At 64.5% G+C, this 19,256-nt stretch carries 20 protein-coding genes; all 20 read left to right on the forward strand.

Going from position 1 to position 19,256, the window contains the following annotated elements; all coding sequences use genetic code 11:
- Positions 1-4: 4 nt before the first annotated feature.
- On the forward strand, positions 5-214 hold the full coding sequence (locus HKW67_RS20585; RefSeq protein ID WP_171227180.1) for a DUF350 domain-containing protein: 210 nt from the start codon (positions 5-7) through the stop codon (positions 212-214).
- Positions 215-1,711 (forward strand): polyamine aminopropyltransferase, encoded by a 1,497-nt coding sequence (locus HKW67_RS20590; RefSeq protein WP_171227181.1) that lies wholly within the window; start codon positions 215-217, stop codon positions 1,709-1,711. It abuts the gene before it with no gap.
- A gap of 10 nt (positions 1,712-1,721) precedes the next feature.
- On the forward strand, positions 1,722-3,407 hold the full coding sequence (locus HKW67_RS20595) for an NAD(P)/FAD-dependent oxidoreductase (protein WP_171227182.1): 1,686 nt from the start codon (positions 1,722-1,724) through the stop codon (positions 3,405-3,407).
- A gap of 119 nt (positions 3,408-3,526) precedes the next feature.
- Complete coding sequence (locus HKW67_RS20600; RefSeq protein ID WP_171227183.1) at positions 3,527-4,462, forward strand: IS110 family RNA-guided transposase; 936 nt, start codon at positions 3,527-3,529, stop codon at positions 4,460-4,462.
- A 136-nt stretch (positions 4,463-4,598) separates the two neighbouring features.
- On the forward strand, positions 4,599-4,988 hold the full coding sequence (locus tag HKW67_RS20605; RefSeq protein WP_171227184.1) for a co-chaperone GroES: 390 nt from the start codon (positions 4,599-4,601) through the stop codon (positions 4,986-4,988).
- 14 nt (positions 4,989-5,002) lie between these two features.
- Positions 5,003-5,422, forward strand: a complete 420-nt coding sequence (locus tag HKW67_RS20610) for a BrxA/BrxB family bacilliredoxin (protein ID WP_171227769.1) — start codon at positions 5,003-5,005, stop codon at positions 5,420-5,422.
- Positions 5,423-5,461: 39 nt separating this feature from the next.
- Entirely contained in the window at positions 5,462-7,141 is a 1,680-nt protein-coding gene (locus HKW67_RS20615; RefSeq protein ID WP_171227185.1) for a serine/threonine-protein kinase, read from the forward strand.
- Between the two features lie 408 nt (positions 7,142-7,549).
- Positions 7,550-7,738, forward strand: a complete 189-nt coding sequence (locus tag HKW67_RS20620) for a Flp family type IVb pilin (RefSeq protein WP_171227186.1) — start codon at positions 7,550-7,552, stop codon at positions 7,736-7,738.
- Between the two features lie 89 nt (positions 7,739-7,827).
- The gene (locus HKW67_RS20625; protein ID WP_171227187.1) at positions 7,828-8,013 is read left to right on the forward strand and encodes a Flp family type IVb pilin; all 186 of its coding nucleotides are present in this window, start codon (positions 7,828-7,830) and stop codon (positions 8,011-8,013) included.
- Positions 8,014-8,018: 5 nt separating this feature from the next.
- Positions 8,019-8,480 (forward strand): hypothetical protein, encoded by a 462-nt coding sequence (locus tag HKW67_RS20630; RefSeq protein ID WP_171223433.1) that lies wholly within the window; start codon positions 8,019-8,021, stop codon positions 8,478-8,480.
- 84 nt (positions 8,481-8,564) lie between these two features.
- Entirely contained in the window at positions 8,565-9,110 is a 546-nt protein-coding gene (locus HKW67_RS20635) for an A24 family peptidase (protein WP_171227188.1), read from the forward strand.
- The gene (locus HKW67_RS20640; protein ID WP_171227189.1) at positions 9,107-9,556 is read left to right on the forward strand and encodes a TadE/TadG family type IV pilus assembly protein; all 450 of its coding nucleotides are present in this window, start codon (positions 9,107-9,109) and stop codon (positions 9,554-9,556) included. The genes HKW67_RS20635 and HKW67_RS20640 overlap by 4 nt, the downstream gene beginning before the upstream one ends.
- 50 nt (positions 9,557-9,606) lie before the next feature.
- On the forward strand, positions 9,607-10,575 hold the full coding sequence (gene cpaB, locus HKW67_RS20645) for a Flp pilus assembly protein CpaB (RefSeq protein ID WP_171227190.1): 969 nt from the start codon (positions 9,607-9,609) through the stop codon (positions 10,573-10,575).
- A 57-nt stretch (positions 10,576-10,632) separates the two neighbouring features.
- Positions 10,633-11,784 (forward strand): type II and III secretion system protein family protein, encoded by a 1,152-nt coding sequence (locus HKW67_RS20650; RefSeq protein WP_171227191.1) that lies wholly within the window; start codon positions 10,633-10,635, stop codon positions 11,782-11,784.
- Positions 11,785-11,827: 43 nt separating this feature from the next.
- Positions 11,828-13,024 carry a CpaE/TadZ family protein gene (locus HKW67_RS22350; RefSeq protein WP_206044520.1) on the forward strand — a complete coding sequence of 399 codons (1,197 nt, stop codon included), beginning with the start codon at positions 11,828-11,830 and terminating at the stop codon, positions 13,022-13,024.
- Between the two features lie 137 nt (positions 13,025-13,161).
- Positions 13,162-14,526 (forward strand): TadA family conjugal transfer-associated ATPase, encoded by a 1,365-nt coding sequence (locus HKW67_RS20655; RefSeq protein ID WP_425486263.1) that lies wholly within the window; start codon positions 13,162-13,164, stop codon positions 14,524-14,526.
- Positions 14,523-15,485: a type II secretion system F family protein gene (locus HKW67_RS20660; protein ID WP_171227193.1), complete on the forward strand. Its 963-nt coding sequence runs from the start codon at positions 14,523-14,525 to the stop codon at positions 15,483-15,485. Before HKW67_RS20655 ends, HKW67_RS20660 begins: the two co-directional genes overlap by 4 nt.
- The gene (locus HKW67_RS20665; RefSeq protein ID WP_171227194.1) at positions 15,485-16,414 is read left to right on the forward strand and encodes a type II secretion system F family protein; all 930 of its coding nucleotides are present in this window, start codon (positions 15,485-15,487) and stop codon (positions 16,412-16,414) included. The genes HKW67_RS20660 and HKW67_RS20665 overlap by 1 nt, the downstream gene beginning before the upstream one ends.
- A 108-nt stretch (positions 16,415-16,522) precedes the next feature.
- Positions 16,523-17,707, forward strand: coding sequence for a pilus assembly protein TadG-related protein (locus HKW67_RS22355; RefSeq protein WP_206044522.1), 1,185 nt, complete (start codon positions 16,523-16,525; stop codon positions 17,705-17,707).
- Between the two features lie 8 nt (positions 17,708-17,715).
- The gene (locus HKW67_RS20675; protein WP_171227195.1) at positions 17,716-19,251 is read left to right on the forward strand and encodes a hypothetical protein; all 1,536 of its coding nucleotides are present in this window, start codon (positions 17,716-17,718) and stop codon (positions 19,249-19,251) included.
- Positions 19,252-19,256 lie beyond the last annotated feature (5 nt).

Genomic DNA, 19,256 nt, shown 5'->3' on the forward strand with positions numbered 1-19,256 from the left:
TGTAATGGACCAGTTCTTTCAGAACGTGCTCAACTCCGCCGCCTACGCGCTGATCGGCGTCGTGATGTTCGGCCTCGCGTTCGTCGTCATGGACGTGCTCACCCCTGGTAAACTGTGGGATGAGATCAGCGAAAAGCGAAACACCGCCGCCGCCATTCTTATCGGCTCGGTAGCGATTGCGATTGGCATCATCGTCGCCGCCGCGATTCACTAAGTGCCCCTCGCACTATTCATCTCTGTTTGTCTCATCGCCGCCTGTGGGCTCATCTATGAGCTCGTAGCCGGCGCGCTCGCGTCGTACCTGCTCGGCGATAGCGTCACGCAATTCTCGACGATCATCGGCACGTACCTGTTCGCGATGGGCATCGGCAGTTGGCTGTCGCGCTTCGTGGCACGCGGATTGGTCACGCGGTTCGTGGTCGTGGAAATGTTGGTCGGTGTCGTGGGTGGCCTGTCGTCGCTGCTGCTCTTTCTCGCCTTCGCCTACACCGAAGCGTTCCGCCCCACGCTCTACGGCATCGTGCTGCTCATCGGTATTCTCGTCGGGCTCGAGATTCCGCTGCTGATGCGCATTCTGCAGGACCGGTTCAGCTTCAAGGATGTGGTCGCGAACGTGCTCACGTTCGACTACATCGGCGCGCTCTTCGCCTCGCTGCTGTTCCCGCTGCTGCTGGTGCCGCGCCTTGGGCTCGTGCGGTCGGCGCTGCTGTTCGGTGTGATCAACGTGATGGTGGGCCTCTGGAGCACGTGGCTGTTCCGCGATGTGCTGCCGCGCAAGAATTGGCTACGCGCCGGTGGCGCCGTGGCGTTGCTCATCCTCGGTGCAGGATTATGGAAAGGGCAGCGCATCACGACGCTCGCCGAAGAGGGCATGTACGCCGACCCGATCATCCTGGCCAAGGACACGCGCTATCAGCGCATCGTGCTCACCAGCTGGAAGGATGATCTGCGGCTCTATCTGAATGGCCACCTGCAGTTCGCCTCGCGCGACGAGTACCGCTATCACGAGGCGCTCGTTCACCCCGGACTGTCGGCCGCGACGGCGCGCGGTCGTGTGTTGGTGCTGGGCGGCGGCGACGGACTCGCCGTGCGCGAGATCCTCAAGTATCCCGACGTGCAGCAGATCACGCTGGTCGATCTTGACGAAGGCATGACGGCGCTTTTCCAGCAGCATCCGCGACTCACCGGCCTCAACGCCGGCTCGCTGACCGATGCGCGCGTGAAGGTGGTGAACGCCGACGCCTTCACCTGGCTCGACAGCTCCGCCGTGCAGTTCGACTTCGTGGTGATCGACTTTCCCGATCCGTCCAACTACCACGTGGGCAAGCTGTACACCAGCGCGTTCTATCGCCTCGTGAAACAGCATATCGCGCCCGGCGGATTTCTCGTGGTGCAGAGCACGTCGCCGATGTTCGCGCGACAGTCATTCTGGAGCATCGTCACCACACTCGAAGGGGCCGGCCTTCGTACGTGGCCGTATCACGTGTACGTGCCGAGCTTTGGCGAGTGGGGCTTCGTGATTGCGGGGCTCACCAGCTACGCGCCGCCGGCGACGCTCCCCGCTGGTCTTCGCTATCTCACGGCGTCGAGCGTGCCCGCGCTGTTCGACTTTCCGGCCGACATGCAGCGGGTACCGGCGCTGGCCAACCGACTGAATGACCAGGTGCTCGTTCGCTACTACGAGCACGAGTTCGACGCGATCAATCGGTGAGCATGTTCCGATGAGCACCACGCGTCGCGAGTTCCTGCACGCCCTCGGTGTCATCGCGGCGGCACCGGCGCTGGTGGGCCTCACCGGAAAGGGGCGTGTCATCGGCGGCGGCTTCGTGCCCGATGGCAGCGCCCAGGGCCACCTCCTGCGCGATGGCGCCGCACGGGCTCGGCTTCGCACGAGTGCCACGCGACGGGCCGAGCGCCGTGTGAAGGTCGCCATCGTCGGTGGCGGCATGGGTGGCCTCTCCGCCGCGTGGCGACTCGATGGGCTCGGCATGCACGACTGGACGCTCCTCGAGATGGACGCGCGCACCGGCGGCAACGCACGCTCGGCCGACTATCGCGGGCAGCGCGCGCCATGGGGAGCGCACTACGTGCCCGTGCCGTCGCACGACGCCGTGCACGTACGTCAACTGTTTCGCGAACTCGGCGTGCTCAGTGCCGACGGCGTATGGGACGAGCGCGTGCTCTGCCACACACCGCAAGAGCGGATCTGGCAGCACGGGCGCTGGCACGAAGGGCTCGAACCCACCGACGCCATGTCGCGCGCACATCGCGAGCAGTTCCGCCTCTTCGAGGAGCGTATCGGCGAGTGGCGGGCGACGGGCATGTTCAGCGTGCCGAGCGCCGAGGGACATGCGCGTCGACTCGCCGCGCAACGCGCCGGTGGCGCGGCCGCCAAGCAGGCGGCGGCGGTTGGCGCGCTGGATGCGCAGACGGCGCAGGAGTGGATGACGCGGGAGGGCTTCGACGCCCCAGCGCTGCGCTGGTGGGTGGAGTACGGCACGCGCGACGACTACGGCGCCTCGCTCACTCAGGCCAGCGCGTGGGCGGCCGTCCACTACTTCGCCGGTCGCGACAAGGACGAACAGGGGCCGCTCACCTGGCCGGAAGGCAATGACTACATCGCCCAGCAACTCACGCAGCGATTATCGGCTCGTCGTCATACCGACGGGCGCGCGCGCATCGTGACCGGCGCCCCGGCCTGGAACGTCGCGCGCAGCGGCACGAAGTGGATTGTCGATACGCCCACGGAACGCATCACGGCCGATGTGGTGATCTGGTGCGCCCCGCTCTTCGTGCTGCCACGGGTCTGCGACGCGGTCACGCTCCCCGTGACGCACGAGTATGCGCCGTGGGTCGTCGCCAACATCGTGATCGACCGGCCGCCGGCGTCCGTTGGCGCGCAGCTGGCGTGGGACAACGTGATCTACGGCAGCCGCTCACTGGGCTACGTGAATGCCGCCCATCAGGGGCTCGGCACGCCGCCCGATCGTACCGTGTGGACGTGGTACCACGCCGTGGTCGATCGCCCTGCGCGCGAGGCGCGGCAGTACCTGCAGCAGCGCCCTTGGACGGCGTGGCGCGACGAGATCCTGGCCGATCTCGGGCGCGCCCACGGCGACATCGCCGATTGCGTGGCCCGCATCGACATCATGCGCTGGGGACACGCCATGGCTCGCCCCACGCCCGGTATACTCGGCCGCGTAGCCGCACTGAACGCCTGGCAGCCAGCGCCGCGCATGTACGTGGCCCACGCCGATCTCAGCGGCCTGAGCCTCTTCGAGGAGGCGCAGTGGCACGGCGTACACGCCGCCGACTCGGCGTTCGCTGCCCTTGTATGTCTCCACGGTCCACGATTTCTCGTGCATCTTCAGGGTCGCGGCAGCTCGTTGCTCCCCAGGGCCCGTTGAGCCCGAAGCCTAGTGTGAGCGCCGCGTCACTGATCGCCACCAGCCCGAACCGCTACTTGGGGTTCGACCCCGTATCTCACAAGGCCGGGCGCGCGCGATCACGACCGCGTGAGGAGACCATGAGCTTCATCGGCATTGATGTCAGCGCGAAGACGTTGGACGTGGCGGTCGAGGGCGGCGCCACGTGGCAAGTGACGAATGATGCGGCCGGACTGGCCACGCTGCTCGCGCAGCTGGGGCCGCTCGCGCCGGACCTCATCGTCGTCGAGCCCACGGGGCGGTATCACCAGCTGCTGGCCACGACATGCATCCAAGCGGGGCTGCCCGTCGCCGTGGTGAATCCGCGGCAGGTGCGCGACTTCGCGCGCAGCATGGGGCAGCTTGCGAAAACAGATCGCCTCGACGCCGCGCTGCTGGCGCGGTATGCCGCGCGCGTGCAGCCGGTGCCGCGGGCGCTGCCGGACGAGGCGACGCGAGAACTGGCCGCCCTGGTGGATCGTCGCCGCCAGCTCGTCGACATGCTGAAAGCGGAGCGCCAACGCCTTGAGCACGCGCGGGCGAGTGTGCGCGGCAGTCTCACGCAGCACATCCGCTTTCTTGAACAGGCGCTGGCCGACGCGAACACGGATCTGGATCAGTGGATCGAACAGAGTCCGGTGTGGCAGGCCCAGGACGCGCTCTTGCAAAGTGTCCCCGGCGTCGGCGCGCAGACCGCGCATCTGCTGCTCGCGCATCTGCCGGAGCTCGGGACGCTCTCGCGGCGCGCCATCGCCAAGCTCGTCGGCATCGCCCCGCTGGCGAACGATTCAGGGCGCTTCCGCGGCCAGCGGAGCTGCTGGGGCGGGCGCGCGGAGGTCCGCCACATGCTGTACATGGCGGCGCTCACGGGGGCCCGCCACAACCCGGTCCTGCGCGACTGCTACCAGAGGCTGCTCGCCGCCGGCAAACCACCCAAGCTTGCCCTGATGGCCTGCATGCGTCGCCTGCTCGTCATCTTGAACACCATGATGAAAACGGGCCGGCACTGGACGGTGCCGACCCTTTCCACCCCTTGACCTTTAACACCGCTACTAGGCTGACCCGCTAGCCCACTGCCCATGGCCGATGGCCCATGGCCCACGGCCCATGGCCCACGGCCCAAAGCCCCTCCACTAGATTCCAAGAAGAACCCCCAGCGCGTGTCAGGAGTACATGAATCGCAAGCACAAACGTCTGATCGTCGTCGGCGACCGCGTCCTCGTCAAAACCGAGGAAGGCGACCAGCGCTCGAAAGTCGGGCTCTATCTGCCCCCCACGGCCATCGATAATCAGGCGGTGCAGGGCGGAGAGATCGTGTCCACCGGCCCCGGCCTCGCACTTCCGGAGCTCACCGATCAGGGCGAAGAGCCCTGGCGGATCTCCGGTGGCTCCGGCCGTGAGGCGCGCTTCGTGCCCATGCAGGCGCAGGTCGGCGACTACGCGCTCTTCTTCAGAAAAGCCGCCGTCGAAATCACGTTCGAAAACGAACAGTATCTCGTGGTGCCGCAGGCGGCGATTCTCGCCCTCGTGCGTGAACCGCGTGAAGACATTCCGGAATACTAGGAGATCGACCCATGATGTATCCCGAGTACATGCTCCAGCCGATGCGCGAAGAACTCACGCGTCTTGGCGTGCAGGAACTGCGCACTGCCGACGCGGTCGACGCGTTGCTGCAGGAACACAAAGGCACCGCGCTGGTCGTGGTGAACTCCGTGTGCGGCTGTGCGGCGCGCAACGCGCGTCCGGCGATCGCCATGGCGCTGGCCAACTCCACGAAGCCCGAAGTGTCCACCACGGTGTTCGCCGGTCAGGATCGTGAAGCCACCGACCGCGCGCGGTCGTATTTCACCGGCTACGCGCCGAGCTCCCCGTCGATCGCGCTGTTCAAGGACGGCGACGTCGTGTTCATGCTGGAGCGCTATCAGATCGAGGGTCGCAGCGCGCAGGAAATCGCGCAGGATCTCGCCGGCGCGTTCGACCAGTACTGCGCCGCGTAATCGGCGGCGTCATCGTGTGACGACAGTCCCGACCAGGCTGTGATCAACCCGAACGACGGCACCGCCGACGCGTTGGCGCGTGCCGTCGCCGGACAATTCTCCATTGAACGCGAGATCGGTCGCGGCGGCATGGGTGTGGTGTATCTCGCCCGCGATGAGCAGTTGCATCGGGCAGTGGCGATCAAGACGTTGCCGCCGCATCTGTCGTACGACCCGCAGGTGCGTGCGCGTTTCCTGCGGGAGGCGCGCACCGCAGCCGCGCTGTCGCACCCCAACATCGTGCCGGTCTACACCGCCGCCGAGCGCGATGCGGTCGTGTATTTCGCCATGGGCTACGTCGAAGGCGAGTCACTGGCCGATCGGCTCGCCCGCGACGGACCGATGAAGGTGGCTGCCATTGTGCCGATCATCCGACAGCTTGCTGGCGCATTGGGGTACGCCCACGAACAAGGCGTCGTGCACCGGGATGTGAAGGCCGAGAACATCCTGCTCGATGCGCATGGACGGGTGATGGTCACCGACTTCGGTATCGCGCGTGTGACCGAGTCGCAGCCGCTCACCGCGACCGGGACTGTGCTCGGCACGGTGCAGTACATGAGCCCTGAGCAGGTGTCGGGCGAGCCGCTCGATGGGCGCAGCGACCTGTATGCCATCGGCGTCCTGATGTTCTTTGCGGTGAGTGGCCGCTTTCCGTTTGAACGACCGAATGCGTCGGCGGTTTTGGTGGCGCATGTGAACGCACCAGCACCGCGGCTGCGCGATTTCGTGCCCGATGTGCCGTCGCCGTTGGACGACCTTGTGGCCACGCTGCTCGCCAAATCGCCGGATCGGCGGCTGTCCACGGCCCGCGACCTGCTCACGGCACTGGCGTTCATGTCGAGTGCGGTGATGGACGGGGCGGAGCCCAATCGGACACTCGCCCGCGCACCGGTGGTCCCGCTTGCATTCCCGTCGCCCCTTTCGAGTGCCGACGCGCAGCAGGTCTGGGCGCGGGCGGCCGAGTTGCAAGCGAATACCGGCGCGCAGATACCGCCCGCTCGCTTCGAACCGAGTGCGGAGAGCGAGACCCGCGGCTACACGCCCGCGATCGTGAAGGATGCGGCGGTGGATGCCGGCATCGACGCGAAGTATGTCGATCGTGCCTTCGTGGAACGGGCCGCTGCTTCGCAGTTGCCGGTTGCCGTGCAGCCCGGCGACGCGATGACGCGCCGACCGAACGTCTTTCTGGGTGCAGGCACCAAGATCGAGCTGTCGGCGTCATTCGATGGCGAGTTGCACGGCGACAGCTTCGAGGAGGTGGCCGATGAAATACGGCTCGCACTCGGCGAGATGGTGACCGTGAGCGCCGTGGGGCGAACGCTCACCGTCACGACCGGCATGCCGACCAATCGGCAGGGTGGGATGCCGCGCTTCATCCAAGTGCACATCGCCTCGCGCAACGGGCGCACGACCGTACGGGCATTTGAAGACCTGACCCAGTTGGCGGGCGGCCTGTTCGGCGGTCTGGGGGGAGGTTTGGGCTTTGGCGGCAGCGCAATCATCGGCGGCATTGTCGCGTCGTCGCACGGAGCCCCCGCTTTGGCGTTCGCAGCCGTGGCGGCCACCGTACTGAGCGCCGTAGGCACTGCGCGTTTCTTCTTTGCGCGCACGGCCAAGCGCCGGCGGGAAGAATTGGAGCGCCTCGTTCAGCGTGTCGTCACCCGGGCACGCGAGAGCTGATACCCCGCGCTTCCCGCGGCTTGCCGCGCGGCTGCAGCACCGGTGTAGGGCATTTGACCGTGTGGTCTCGACGCGTCGCATTCGCTGCGCTGACGCAACAGTGGTACCGTTTTGCTACGTGTCGCAGCGGTCTCGCGCCCGTCTCATGTATTCTGCAGTAATATTGTATGAATACTTCTTCATGTGTCAATTCGTTGATGAGAAACGCTTTACATGTACAGCGGTTCACATGAAAGCAGAGTTTGCCGATTATTTGACGGTCCCGGCGCAGTTTCCAACATGGTGACAAGTGCGTCACAGATTTGGCGCGGCGATTGCTCACTGCTGTGGCTGTGCGGCGAATCGCTGCCATCAACCTCGAACGGGCACGATCTCCGATTAATGCCCATTTCCCAACCCGGAGTGGAAATGATGTCGACCGTCAAGAACACGCTTCGCCGCTTTGTCCGTGAAGAAGAAGGCGCCTCGCTGGCCGAGTACGCGCTGCTGCTCGGCGTGATCACCGTGGCCCTGATCACCGTGATCACGTCCTTCCGCAACTCGATCTCGAATATCTTCAGCAAGACGACGAACACGCTGAACTCGGCCGGCTCCTGAGCCTCGGTGCAGGCCGACGGGGCTTCGTCCCGCCGGCCTGCCCGACGCCGAGCGAATTGCGCCTTCCCACCCTCACTCTGAATCAGACCATGCGGAAGCTTACCAACGTCGCCCGCCGGTTCCTTCGCGAAGAAGAAGGCGCCTCGCTGGCCGAATACGCGCTGCTGTTGGGCGTGATCACGGTCGCGCTCATTACCGTTGTCACGCAGTTCAAGGATTCCATCTCGAACATCTTCACGAAGACGACGAACACGCTGAACTCCGCCGGGTCCTGAGTTTCGTGCGCCGTCGGTTGTTCCGTCGCGGGCTCCATCTGCGACGGCTTGCGAGTGAGGACGCCGCTGCATCCCTCGCCGAGTACGCGTTGCTGCTTGGCGTAGCCGCGGTAGCACTGCTGCTCGTGGTCTCGCAGTTCTCGGGATCCGTCTCGAACCTGTTCGCGCGGACGACGAACACCGTGGGGCAGGTCACTGCGGATGGCGGTACGTCGGGGAGCGACCAGGGCGGCACAGGCGTAGGCACCGGAGCAGGTACTGGTACTGGTACTGGTACTGGTACTGGTACTGGTACTGGTACTGGTACTGGCGTCGGTACGGGCACAGGCACTGGCGTCGGAACTGGCACTGGCAACGGCGTGAACGGCAACGGCGGTGGCCAAGGCAACGGTCAGGGCAACAACGGGAACGGCAACGGCAATTCCGGCAACAACGGCGGATCCGGCAACAACGGGAAGAAGCCGTAGCCGGTTTGTTCGTAGTGCCGTCGGGACCGAGACTCAGCGAGCGACGAACGGATCCCCGGTAATCGATAAGATAAACTTTGCTTCATGATAACGTCGACGTCAAGCGTCCTGTTGTTATCGGTCGTGTTGGGGACTTTACTGGCGGGCGCTGTCATCAGTGATCTCCGTGAGCGCCGGGTGGCCAACGTACTCAATTTGTGCGTGTTGGCGACCGGCCTTTCCGCGTCGGTCCTGACACGAGGCGCTTCCGACGGTTTGTGGCAGTCGTTGTTGGGCGTGGGACTGGCGCTGGCAATCTGGTTCCCAATGTTCGCGTTGCGATTGATGGGAGCTGGCGATGTAAAATTGATGGCGGCGAGTGCCGCGTGGTTGGGCTGGCAGGGCACGTTGGTCGCGTCGCTCGCCACCGGCATTTTCGGTGGTCTGCTCGGAGCGTTCTGGTTGCTGCGGTCGCACGGTGCCGTGAGTGCGCTCAACACGGTGGCAACGGCAGTTCGCGCGCCGTGGATTATGAAGCTGCGCCCATATGAAGCGCGCGATCGTGTACCATACGCCCTCGCCATCGCCGCCGGTGTCGCCACGGCCTGGTGGATCACTTTTGGTTCTGCATTCCGGACTGCTCACTCATGAAGCGTTCTTTACGTCGATTTGTTCGTGAGCACGACGCGGGACCGATCGTGGAGTTTGCGGTCGTTGTGCCGGTGCTGTTGCTGTTGCTCTTCGGCATCGTCGATTTCGCCCGTGCCTTTTTTCAGCGCAACAACTTGGTAGCGGCGGTTCGTGAAGGTGCGCGCTACGGGGCGGTGCTCGAGTTCCCGTGCACCGCCGCAAGCGAGACCGCGATCAAGTCGCGAGTGACGAGCTATTTCTCGTCCGTTGGGGATGCTGCGCCGGCCACCAACACCATCATCGTCACGCCAAGCTCGGCGGCGTGTACGGCGGCTCCGCCAAGTATCACCGTGAAAATCCAGAACTATCCATTTACGCCGGTCACACCTCTCTTCAAACTGCTCGGTGGAAACCGGAGTATCCAATTGCAGGCTAGCGCCGTCTATCGGTGGGAACGTGCTCCGTGAGTGGTGTCCTACGGGACACCGCCTGTCGTATACCTCTGTCGTGACCACCTATGTTTGGTGACCGTCGTTATCGCTTCGTGCTCTATGTCGCCCTGCTCGTTGCCGGTTTGGCAACGCTCGGGGTGTATCGCGTCATTGACGGCATGCGCGCCAGCAGCCGCGTGGCCACACAAAACGTCGTGATTGCCTCGGCCGACGTGCCCGAAGGCACCGCGCTCACCGCCGCGACCTTGGCCGTGGTGCAGTTGCCGGTGGCTGCGGTGCCGGCCGGTTCCTACACGTCGCCCGACTCTGTTGTCGGACGCGTCTCGCGCATCCCCATCTTCAAGGGTGAAGCGATCGTGCCAGGGCGTCTCGCCCCCGACGGCACTGCTGGCGGCATCGAAGTGAAGATTCTCCCCGGCAAGCGCGCGATGTCGGTGCGCATCGACGACGTCGCCGGCATCTCGGGCATGGTGCAGCCGAACTCGCGCGTCGACGTCATGCTCACCACGCGTGACGCCACGGCGCAGGGCGCGCAGGTGTCGAAGCTGTTCATGAGCAATATGCGCATCCTCTCGATCGGCTCGAATATCGCGCGAGGCGAAGACGGCAGACCGATCAACGCGCCCACGGCGACGCTGGAAGTCACGCCGGCCGAGGCCGAGCGCCTCGCGTTGGCCGTGCGCGAAGGTGCCATTCAGCTCGTGCTTCGCGGCTATGGCGATCCCGACTCCGTGCAGACCACCGGCGCTAAGCGTGGCGATCTCCTCACGCAGGTCGACAACGGGCCGCCGCCAGCGCCCGCTCCGGCGCCGGCACGGGTGTCGCGCGCGCCGGCACGTCCGGCCCCGACGCCTGTGCCGGTGGCGAACGTGCCTATTCCGGAAAAGACCGACTCGGTGGTCGTGCGCATTTACCGTGGCGACCAGCTGTCGTCGCTCAAGTTCGAACAGGCGCGCGACAGCGTGCGTCGCGATTCACTCCGTCGCGCCGAACAGCGCCGACGCGACTCCATGCCCCCGTCGCCCCTTCGCTGAGTGATACGCGACGCCCACGTTGCGATGTCATTTCGATTTCGATTTTCTGGAGACTTCATGCGTGCTTTGAATTCAGCGGTGACCGTGGCGGCGCTCGTACTCGGCTCAGTCGCCTCACCGATCAGTGTCACGGCGTTGGCGGCACAGGCAGCCACGTCGGTGACGCCCATCGAAACGATCACGATGTCGGTCGGTCGGTCCATGCCGCTCGACCTCACCGCGGCGGTCACGCAAGTCACGCTGGCCAACCCGGCCATTGCCGATGTTGTCGTGCTCAATGAGCGCAGCGTCGTGCTCAACGCCAAAGCGATCGGTGAAACCGACGTGCTGCTGTCGGGTCCGGTCCTCGGCCGTCGTCATCTGCGGGTGTCGGTGTTCCAGGCTACCGACTCCCGCCAGATCGCGCTTGGCGTGAAGTTCGCCGAAGTGCGTCGGGATGCACTGTACGAAATCGGTATCTCCGCTCGCTACGATGCGAAGAGTGGTAACACGATCGGTGGTACGGGCGTGCTCGCCCCGAACGTGACGGGCGATGGCATTGCCGGTTCGTCGTCCACTCGCTTCGTGGGTGCGCTGTTGAACTTCGGGACCACGGATATCACGGCCTTTCTCGACGCGCAGCAGCAGGCTGGACGCGCGCGCTCGTTGGCCGAGCCCACGCTGATCGCCGGGAATCGTGAAGAAGCCAGCTTTTTGGCCGGCGGCGAGTTGCCGGTGCCGATCGCGCAGCCGGGACAGGGCGGGCAGACGTTTATTACCATCCAGTACCGTCCGTATGGCGTACAACTCAAGTTTCGCGCCGAAGTCATGTCGGATTCGCTGGTGAAGCTGAAGGTCACGCCGGAAGTCTCGAGCCTGGACTTTGGCAACGCCGTGCTGCTTTCCGGCTTCCGCATTCCCGCCATTCGCGTGCGGCGCGTTGAGACCACGCTCGACGTGCGTCCAGGGGAAAGCCTCGTGATTTCCGGGCTCTTCAACGAAGAGCGGGAGTCGGTGCGTACTGGCATTCCGGGGCTCATGAATCTCCCTATTCTTGGTGCGCTCTTTTCCAGCAATCGCTGGCAGAACGCCGAATCGGAATTGCTCGTGGTGGTCACGCCGACGCTCATCAATCCGAATGCCTCGCGCGGCAGTCGCACCATCAAGCTGACGCCCGACAGTCTCACCCCGGCTCTCGAAGCGCTCAAGAAGCGTCTCCCGCCGCAGTGATGACATTTGTGATGCTAGGCTCCTTGCTCTCCCGGTCTTCCTGATGCGTCGTGCGGTCATCGTTCGTGATGCGCTGGGCCCCCTGACACCACTGGTCCCCGTTTTCACGGGGGCCGGTTTTGGCAGGCCCATTGAAGTCGATAGTGTTGAAGCACTGGTTGCTACGGCGCCGGAAGTCGGCGCCGATCTGATCATTTTGCCGCTGCTTTCGGCCAACTTCGCGCTCGACGATGTCGAAACGATGTTGCGTGAACGGCCGGCCTTGGCGGCGATCGGCACGGCGCCGACGGCCAACAGTGATCTCATCCTCGGCGGTTTTCGTCGAGGTCTGTCGGAGTTCCTGGTGGCGCCCGCCGACGCGGGGGAGCTCGCCGCGGCACTGGCTCGACTCGAGTCGCGCTGGGAACGTGCACCAAAGGGCGGACACGTCACCGCGGTGTACAGTCCTGCCGGCGGGGCCGGTGTGACCACTGTAGCGGTGAACCTGGCCCATGCGCTCGCGCTCCGAAAGCCGGCCGGACGCGTGGCCGTGGCCGACCTTGTCGTTGGCCTCGGCGACGTCGCCACCCAGCTCAATCTCGCGCCAGCCTACGATCTCGGCGAACTGGTGCGCAAGCTCGATCGCGCCGACCACGAGTCATTGCAGTCGATCGTGGAGAGCGTGGCCGACGGCATGGATGTGCTGGCGGGAACCAGCGATCTTGAACTGGGCGAGGAAGTGACGCCGGAAGCGGTGCAGCGCATCATGACGCTGATGCGCTCCACGTACACGTACACCGTCATGGACGTCGAGCACTCGGTTTCACCGCGTACGATCGCCGCACTCGACGGCGCCGATCGGATCGTGATGGTGTTTCAGGTGACGGTGGCGGGGCTGCGCAAAGTGAAGCGCGCCCTCACGCTGTTCGGTCAGCTCGACTTTCCGGCGGAAAAGGTGCTGCTGGTGGCCAATCGTGTGGGCGCCGGCGACGTCATGCCATGGCCCGATGTGGCCAAGGCACTGGGTCGTTCAGTCGACTTCCGCTTGCCCAACGCCTATCAGGTCGTGGCCGACGCGCAGACTCGAGGAGTTCCGATCACGGCCAATTCTGCCGGCCCTGGCGCACAAGCGCTGATCGAAGCGTATCACCTGCTCGCCGTGAGATTGATGGGTCAGAAGGGACTCGTGTCTGGCAGCAGCGAAGTCTTGCCGGCTGCCCGCGCCGGATTCGGGCGACTACTCGGCAAACTGAGGAAGTGACCGTGGAACGCTCACTACGCGACCGACTTCTGGGCAAACGGCCAACTCCGTCTGGGGCGTCCGCCGATGGCACCAACGGCAACGGCAACGGTAACGGCGTCGTACCGACGGAAGGCGTCGTCGATCCGTTGCAGGGACTGCCGCAGCCGGAAGAGAAGAAGGAAGTGGACAACGGCGTGCTGACACCCGTTGACCTGCTCAAGCGCGACTTGCACCAGAAACTGATCGATCGTCTCGATCTGGCTGCACTCGAAAAAATTCGCGACGAGTCTGCGCTCACGCAGCAGATTCGCGCTGCAGTACTCGAGTTCCTCCGCATCGAGCAGGCGCCGTTGTCGGCCGCCGAGCGCGATGAAGTGGTCGAGCAGATCGTGTGGGAAGTGACGGGTCTCGGCCCCATCGAGCCGCTCACGCGCGATCCGTCGGTGTCCGACATTCTGGTGAACGGCCCGAAATCGGTGTACGTGGAGCGGCGTGGTCGGTTGGAACGAACCAACATCACCTTCCGCGACAACGCCCATCTGCTCACGATCATCGATCGCATCGTGAGCAAGGTTGGTCGACGTGTCGACGAGTCGTCGCCGATGGTCGACGCCCGTCTTGCCGACGGCTCGCGTGTGAACGCCATCATCCCGCCGTTGGCGATCGATGGTCCCGTGCTTTCGATTCGTCGCTTCGGTGCCTCGCTCGGACCGCGTCGACTGGTGGAGCTGGGCGCGCTGTCGGCGCCGATGCTGCGATTGCTCGCTGCGTGCGTGGTCGCCCGCCTGAACGTTCTGGTATCAGGTGGTACCGGCTCCGGCAAGACGACTGTACTGAACGCGTTGTCCAGCTTCATTCCGGGCACAGAACGCCTCGTCACCATCGAAGACGCGGCCGAGCTTCGACTGCAGCAGGCACACGTGGTGCGGCTTGAGACACGCCCACCGAATACGGAAGGACGCGGTGAGGTCAGTGCGCGCGACCTCGTCAAGAACGCCCTGCGTATGCGTCCTGATCGCATCATCATTGGCGAAGTCCGGTCCGGCGAAGCGCTCGATATGCTGCAGGCCATGAACACCGGCCACGAAGGTTCGCTTACCACCGTGCACGCGAACACACCGCGCGACGCGCTCGCGCGTCTCGAAACGATGGTGCTGTTCGCCGGCACGGCGCTGCCCACGCGTGCCATCCGCGAGCAGATGGCGTCGGCGCTTCACGTGATCGTGCAGGTCTCGCGTATGTCCGACGGCACGCGTCGCATCACGAGCATCACGGAGGTGACCTCGATGGAAAGCGACGTGATCACGACCCAGGAGATCTTCCGCTACCGCCGACGCGGCGTTGCCGACGACGGTACGGTGCTCGGCAACTTCGAAGCGACCGGCGTGCGTCCCTTGTTCATGGAAGCGATTCTCGCCCGCGGTATTGACCTTCCGGCCGAGACGTTCGCGTTCGGTGCCGTGAGTCACGCTGGACCGGGCGCGGTCGGGCTACTCGGCGAGGGCGGACTCCCGGCATGACCGCGCTCGTTCTCACTCTGGTGTTCCTCGGAGCCATGCTCCTTGTGGTCGGCGGCTTCGTGTTCGCCAATCGCCGGCGACTCTCGGCGGCGGATGCGGCGCGCGTGCGCGTGGGTGAGGTTGGCGGCATCCTGCGCAGCGATATGCCGATCTCCATCCTCCGCGACGAGCGCGTTTCCGATTTCAAGACGCTCAACGAGCTGCTCTCCGGTCGCAACATCACGGTCAAGCTGGAGAAGGAGCTCGCGCACGCCGGATCGCGGCAGAAGCCCGGTGAGTTCGTGTTGTTCACGTTGTTGTCGGCCATGATAGGCCTCACGCTCGTTCAGTTCCTGATCGGTGGCGTGGTCAATTTCGTCGGCGCGTTCTTTTTTGCGTTTATCCCGTGGTTACTGTTGCGTCGTCGCCAGAAAAAGCGGATGCGACAGTTCGAGGTGGCCTTTCCCGACGCGCTCGACCTCATGACGAATGCGCTGCGAGCCGGATATTCCCTGCAGGCGGCCATGGAGTTCGTGGGGCGTGAGTCTCCTGCACCTTTGCGTGGCGAATTTCTTCGCTTCTACGATGAGCAGCGTCTGGGTGTGGATGTACGCACCGCGCTGCTGGCCATGCAGGAGCGCATCGGTACCGAAGAGGCCCGCCTGTTCGTGACGTCGCTCATTTTGCAGCGCGAAACGGGCGGTAACCTGGTCGAGCTGCTCTCGAATATTTCGAGCATCATTCGCGAGCGTCTCAAGTTTCAGGCGAATCTGGCCACGCTTACCGCCGAGCCCAAGATGTCGGCCCGGGTGCTGGCGGCCATGCCCTTCGTAATGTTCGGTATCATCTACACGATCAATCGCGAGTACATGCAGCCGCTGTTTACCGACGTACTCGGTAAGGGGCTGATCGTGTACGCGTTCGTTTCCGTGGTCATCGGCTATCTCATCATGGAACGCATCGCCAGCGTGGACATGTAATGGGTGATCTTCCACTATCCCTGCTTTTCTTGGTCGGCACCGTCATCCTGGCGGTGTGTACCATCGTGTACGTTGCGATCTCGGAGCGTGAGCGCCGCGAGACCATGCAGCGCGTGTCGCCCGAGTCGGATCCGAGCCGCATGGCCGAGCGCCTGCTGCTGAATGAAGACGCCAAAGCCTCATCGCGTTTGGCGGCCTGGCTACGTGAGAGAATGCCCGAGGGTTTGATCTCGGATGATGCGAGCTCGACCAAATTGGTGCATGCGGGCTTCGACGGTTCCGCCGCGCCGGTCATATTCTCGGCCATTCGCATCGCCGCCGCGCTGCTTCTGCCGGTGCTCGCCTTTGTGGCCGCGCCACGTGACGAGCCGATGTGGCTTACGGTGTCGATCGTCATGGGTGTGGTGGCAGGCATCGCCGGTCCACAGGCGGTCGTCGATCGGCTCGCACAGAATCGACAGGACCGGATCCGTCGCGCAGTACCCGACGCGCTCGACCTGCTCGTGGTCTGTGTGGAAGCGGGCGTGTCGCTTGACGCGGCAATCATTCGCGTGGCTCGCGATTTGGCCAATGTGCGCCCCGAACTCGCACTGGAGTTTGCGCAGGTCGTGCGTCGCGTAAATGCCGGCATGCCGCGCGATCGCGCGTTACAAACGTTGGCCCAGCGCACCGGCGTCGATGAACTGCGGACGCTCGTGTCGAGCATGGTGCAGACCGAGCGGTTGGGTACGTCCATCGCCCGCGTGTTGCGGGTCAACTCCGATTCCCTGCGCGTCCGTCGACGGCAGAAGGCCGAGAAAAAGGCGGCCGAGGCCGCTCTGAAGATGATCTTTCCGCTGGCGTTGTTTCTGTTGCCGGCGCTGCTGGCGGTGATCGTCGGTCCGGCAGCTCTGACCGTCGTGAGCCAGCTCGGTAATTTGAGTAAGTAGGCCGGCTCGATTGAGTCGGGTAGTACGTTGTCACTTTCCGCGGGGAGGCGGACTATGCGTCGGAAGCAGCGAGTTGTATCAGGTCGGCCTCGTCGCGGTGCGACGCTTGTGTTCGTGGCGGTGTTCGCGCTGGCGCTCGTTGGCCTCGCCGCGTTCGCCATCGATTTGAGCCGGTTGTATGTGGGCACAAACGAGCTGCAGACCGGTGCGGACGCGGCGGCGCTGCGTGGGGCGCTGCAATTGCAATACAATCCCGGGACCGATCCCTCGGGTGTCACGTCCACTTTTGCGGCCTCAAATCAAGCGCTGAACCAGCCGGTTACTCTTGGGGCTGATGATGTGAAGCCGGTGTTTTGGGACCCCGACGCCAATCCGAAGGCTACAATTCTGAACGCGTGGACTAACGCGAATGCCGTGCAGGTCACTGCGTCGCGCTCCACTGGCCTGTTGTTCGGGCGAATCATTAGCACGGTCAGTCCAGCGCCGCAGCGTCGTGCGATCGCGTGGATCGCGAATGTCGCGTCCTCGACCTGCCTGAAGCCCTGGGGAATGCCCATGTCTTCTGTACTACAGCTGGTGGGCGCCAGTGCCAGTCCTATTCGCCCCCTGACGTCAGCGGAGCTCGTAACCCTTCGCAATCTTTCCATACTAGACCGAACCATTATCATTGCGCCGCCGTACAGCGGAAACGGCCAGGTTCCGAATGCCACCCCAAATGGAAATTGGAACGCGCTTCGGATCAATGGGAATGGCATGCGTCAGTACCAGGATGCCGTTGAAGACGTGACGTGTTCAAATACATCGACAGCTGTGGGTGCTGACGAATCCGATAAGCCCGGAAATAATATCGATTCCAAGACGACTGAGTCGATCGTTATTTCAACGTGCCGTTTTCAAAACGGTTCGGATACCTGCTTCGATCTTGCGACGGGCACCGTCCCCGGTGTCAGCGTTCTGGTCGCCTACACATCGACTCCCGTATTCGTGGGGAATGGCAGTTCGGCGCCGGTCACTGTAGCCATGATGGGCGAGTTCGTAATCCAGTGTTACCGACGGGGTGCCAGCGGTGGCAACGGTAACGGCGGTGGCAACGGCAACAACGGCAACAACGGCAACAACGGTGGCGGCGGTGGTAACACCTGCACTTCGAGCAAGGTAAGTCCCGCCGCGTGGAGTGCGTTCAGTGAGGGAACGTTGTTGGGGTATGTCAATCCCGACTTCGCCGACCTTCGTGGCAGTACGACTCTGGGAAATCAGGCGTCGATTGCTCAGCGCCTCATCCTGGTTCGCTGACCATCCGCATGCGCACCTTCCTCGCGCCGGGCGCCGCCGCCCTCGCGCTCGCCGCACTCTGTGCGTCGGGTGCTCGTGCGCAGGGACTCGATCCGACTCCGGCCTCGCAGTGCGGTGAACGCACCGTCACCGTGCAGCCGGACAGCGCGGTGGCCGATTCTCGGGTACTGATCCGTTTCGCGGCTGGTCTCGCATCCGATACCGACGATGCATTTCTTGCGCGTGCCCTCGGCAAGCTGGTGGCCGAGCGCATTCGTCAAACGCTGTCGATCGACGTGCGCTCACGCGGCGTGAGCGGTGGATCGGGCAGCGCCGATGCGGCCAGCGCGGTGGCGGAAGGTCGCGTGTTGGGCGTGCGGTACGTGCTGGTGGGCACCGTGCAGCGTCGCGACGATCGCTCAGTCATCGACTGGCGCCTCGTCGACGCGCGCTCCGGCAAGCAGACGTCAAGCGGCCTCGCGAGCGAGCCGGTTGGTGCGGTGGATAGTCTCGTCAATGCGATGACGTCGGTGATGACGCGCGCGCTTGGGCGTACCGCCACCAAGCCGGCCGCGCGCGACCGCCTGCATTCCCGCTCACCCGACGCCATTCTCTCGTTCCTGCGCGGACTCGCCGAGGTCGAAGCCTTCGATCGTGCTCGGCTTCAGCGCGCCGACAGTGCGCTGCAGCGGGCAATCGTACTCGATCGCGAGTTCATCGCGGCGCGCTATCGATTGGCGGAACTGAGTGTGCGTCAGTTGGACTGGGTCGAGCATTCAGATCGCGCGCGTGCGCAGCTGGTGCAAACGGGACTCTGGTCGATTGGCGCGGTGCTGCTCAAGGAGCCCTACGACCCGCAAGCGCTTGCGCTGATGGGGCGACTCTACCTGCACAAGGGAACGCCCGCGCTGGCACAGCCGATTGTGGCCGCACTTCGCGCGTTGGCGCCCGACGATCCGGCCACTGTGGAACTCGATGCGCGTGTCGCCCGTGCCCTTGGGCACGACGACGACGCGCTGCGGATCGTGCGAGCGTCGGCCGCCGTCACCGAGCGCAGCATTGACGCGCTTATGGTTCGCGCCGATCTCGAGCGACGCGTGGGCGATCGCGTGGTCGCCTGTCGCGTGCTGAATCGCGCTATTGCGCTCGACGCCACGCACGCCCCCGCCTACGTGTGGCGCGCCATCGTGCGCAGCAACCTTGGCGAGTTGCGCGAAGGATGGGGTGATGCCGAAGTGGCTTCGCGGCTCGGGCGTGCCGATTGGGGCGAGCTCACCGGCGCGCTGATCGATGTGGCGGTGCGTGACACCGTCCGTGCACGCACCCGCGTGAAGCCTCTCATGACGGCGAGCAGCCTCGATTCGGCCGGCTGGCTCGACCTCGTGCTGCGCGCCGCGGTGGCGAACAGTCTCACCACGCCCGCGGCCGCGCAGCAGGCCCTGCTACGTATTTCCTGCCGCGATCCGCGTCGGGTGGGATTGGCCAACGAACCGCTATTGCGCTATCTGCGTCTGCCCACCAACTGCATCGCGCCGAGTACCAAAATGGCGACTGGCGCGAACTAGCACGG

Source organism: Gemmatimonas groenlandica (genome assembly GCF_013004105.1).
In the GTDB taxonomy this organism is placed as follows: domain Bacteria; phylum Gemmatimonadota; class Gemmatimonadetes; order Gemmatimonadales; family Gemmatimonadaceae; genus Gemmatimonas; species Gemmatimonas groenlandica.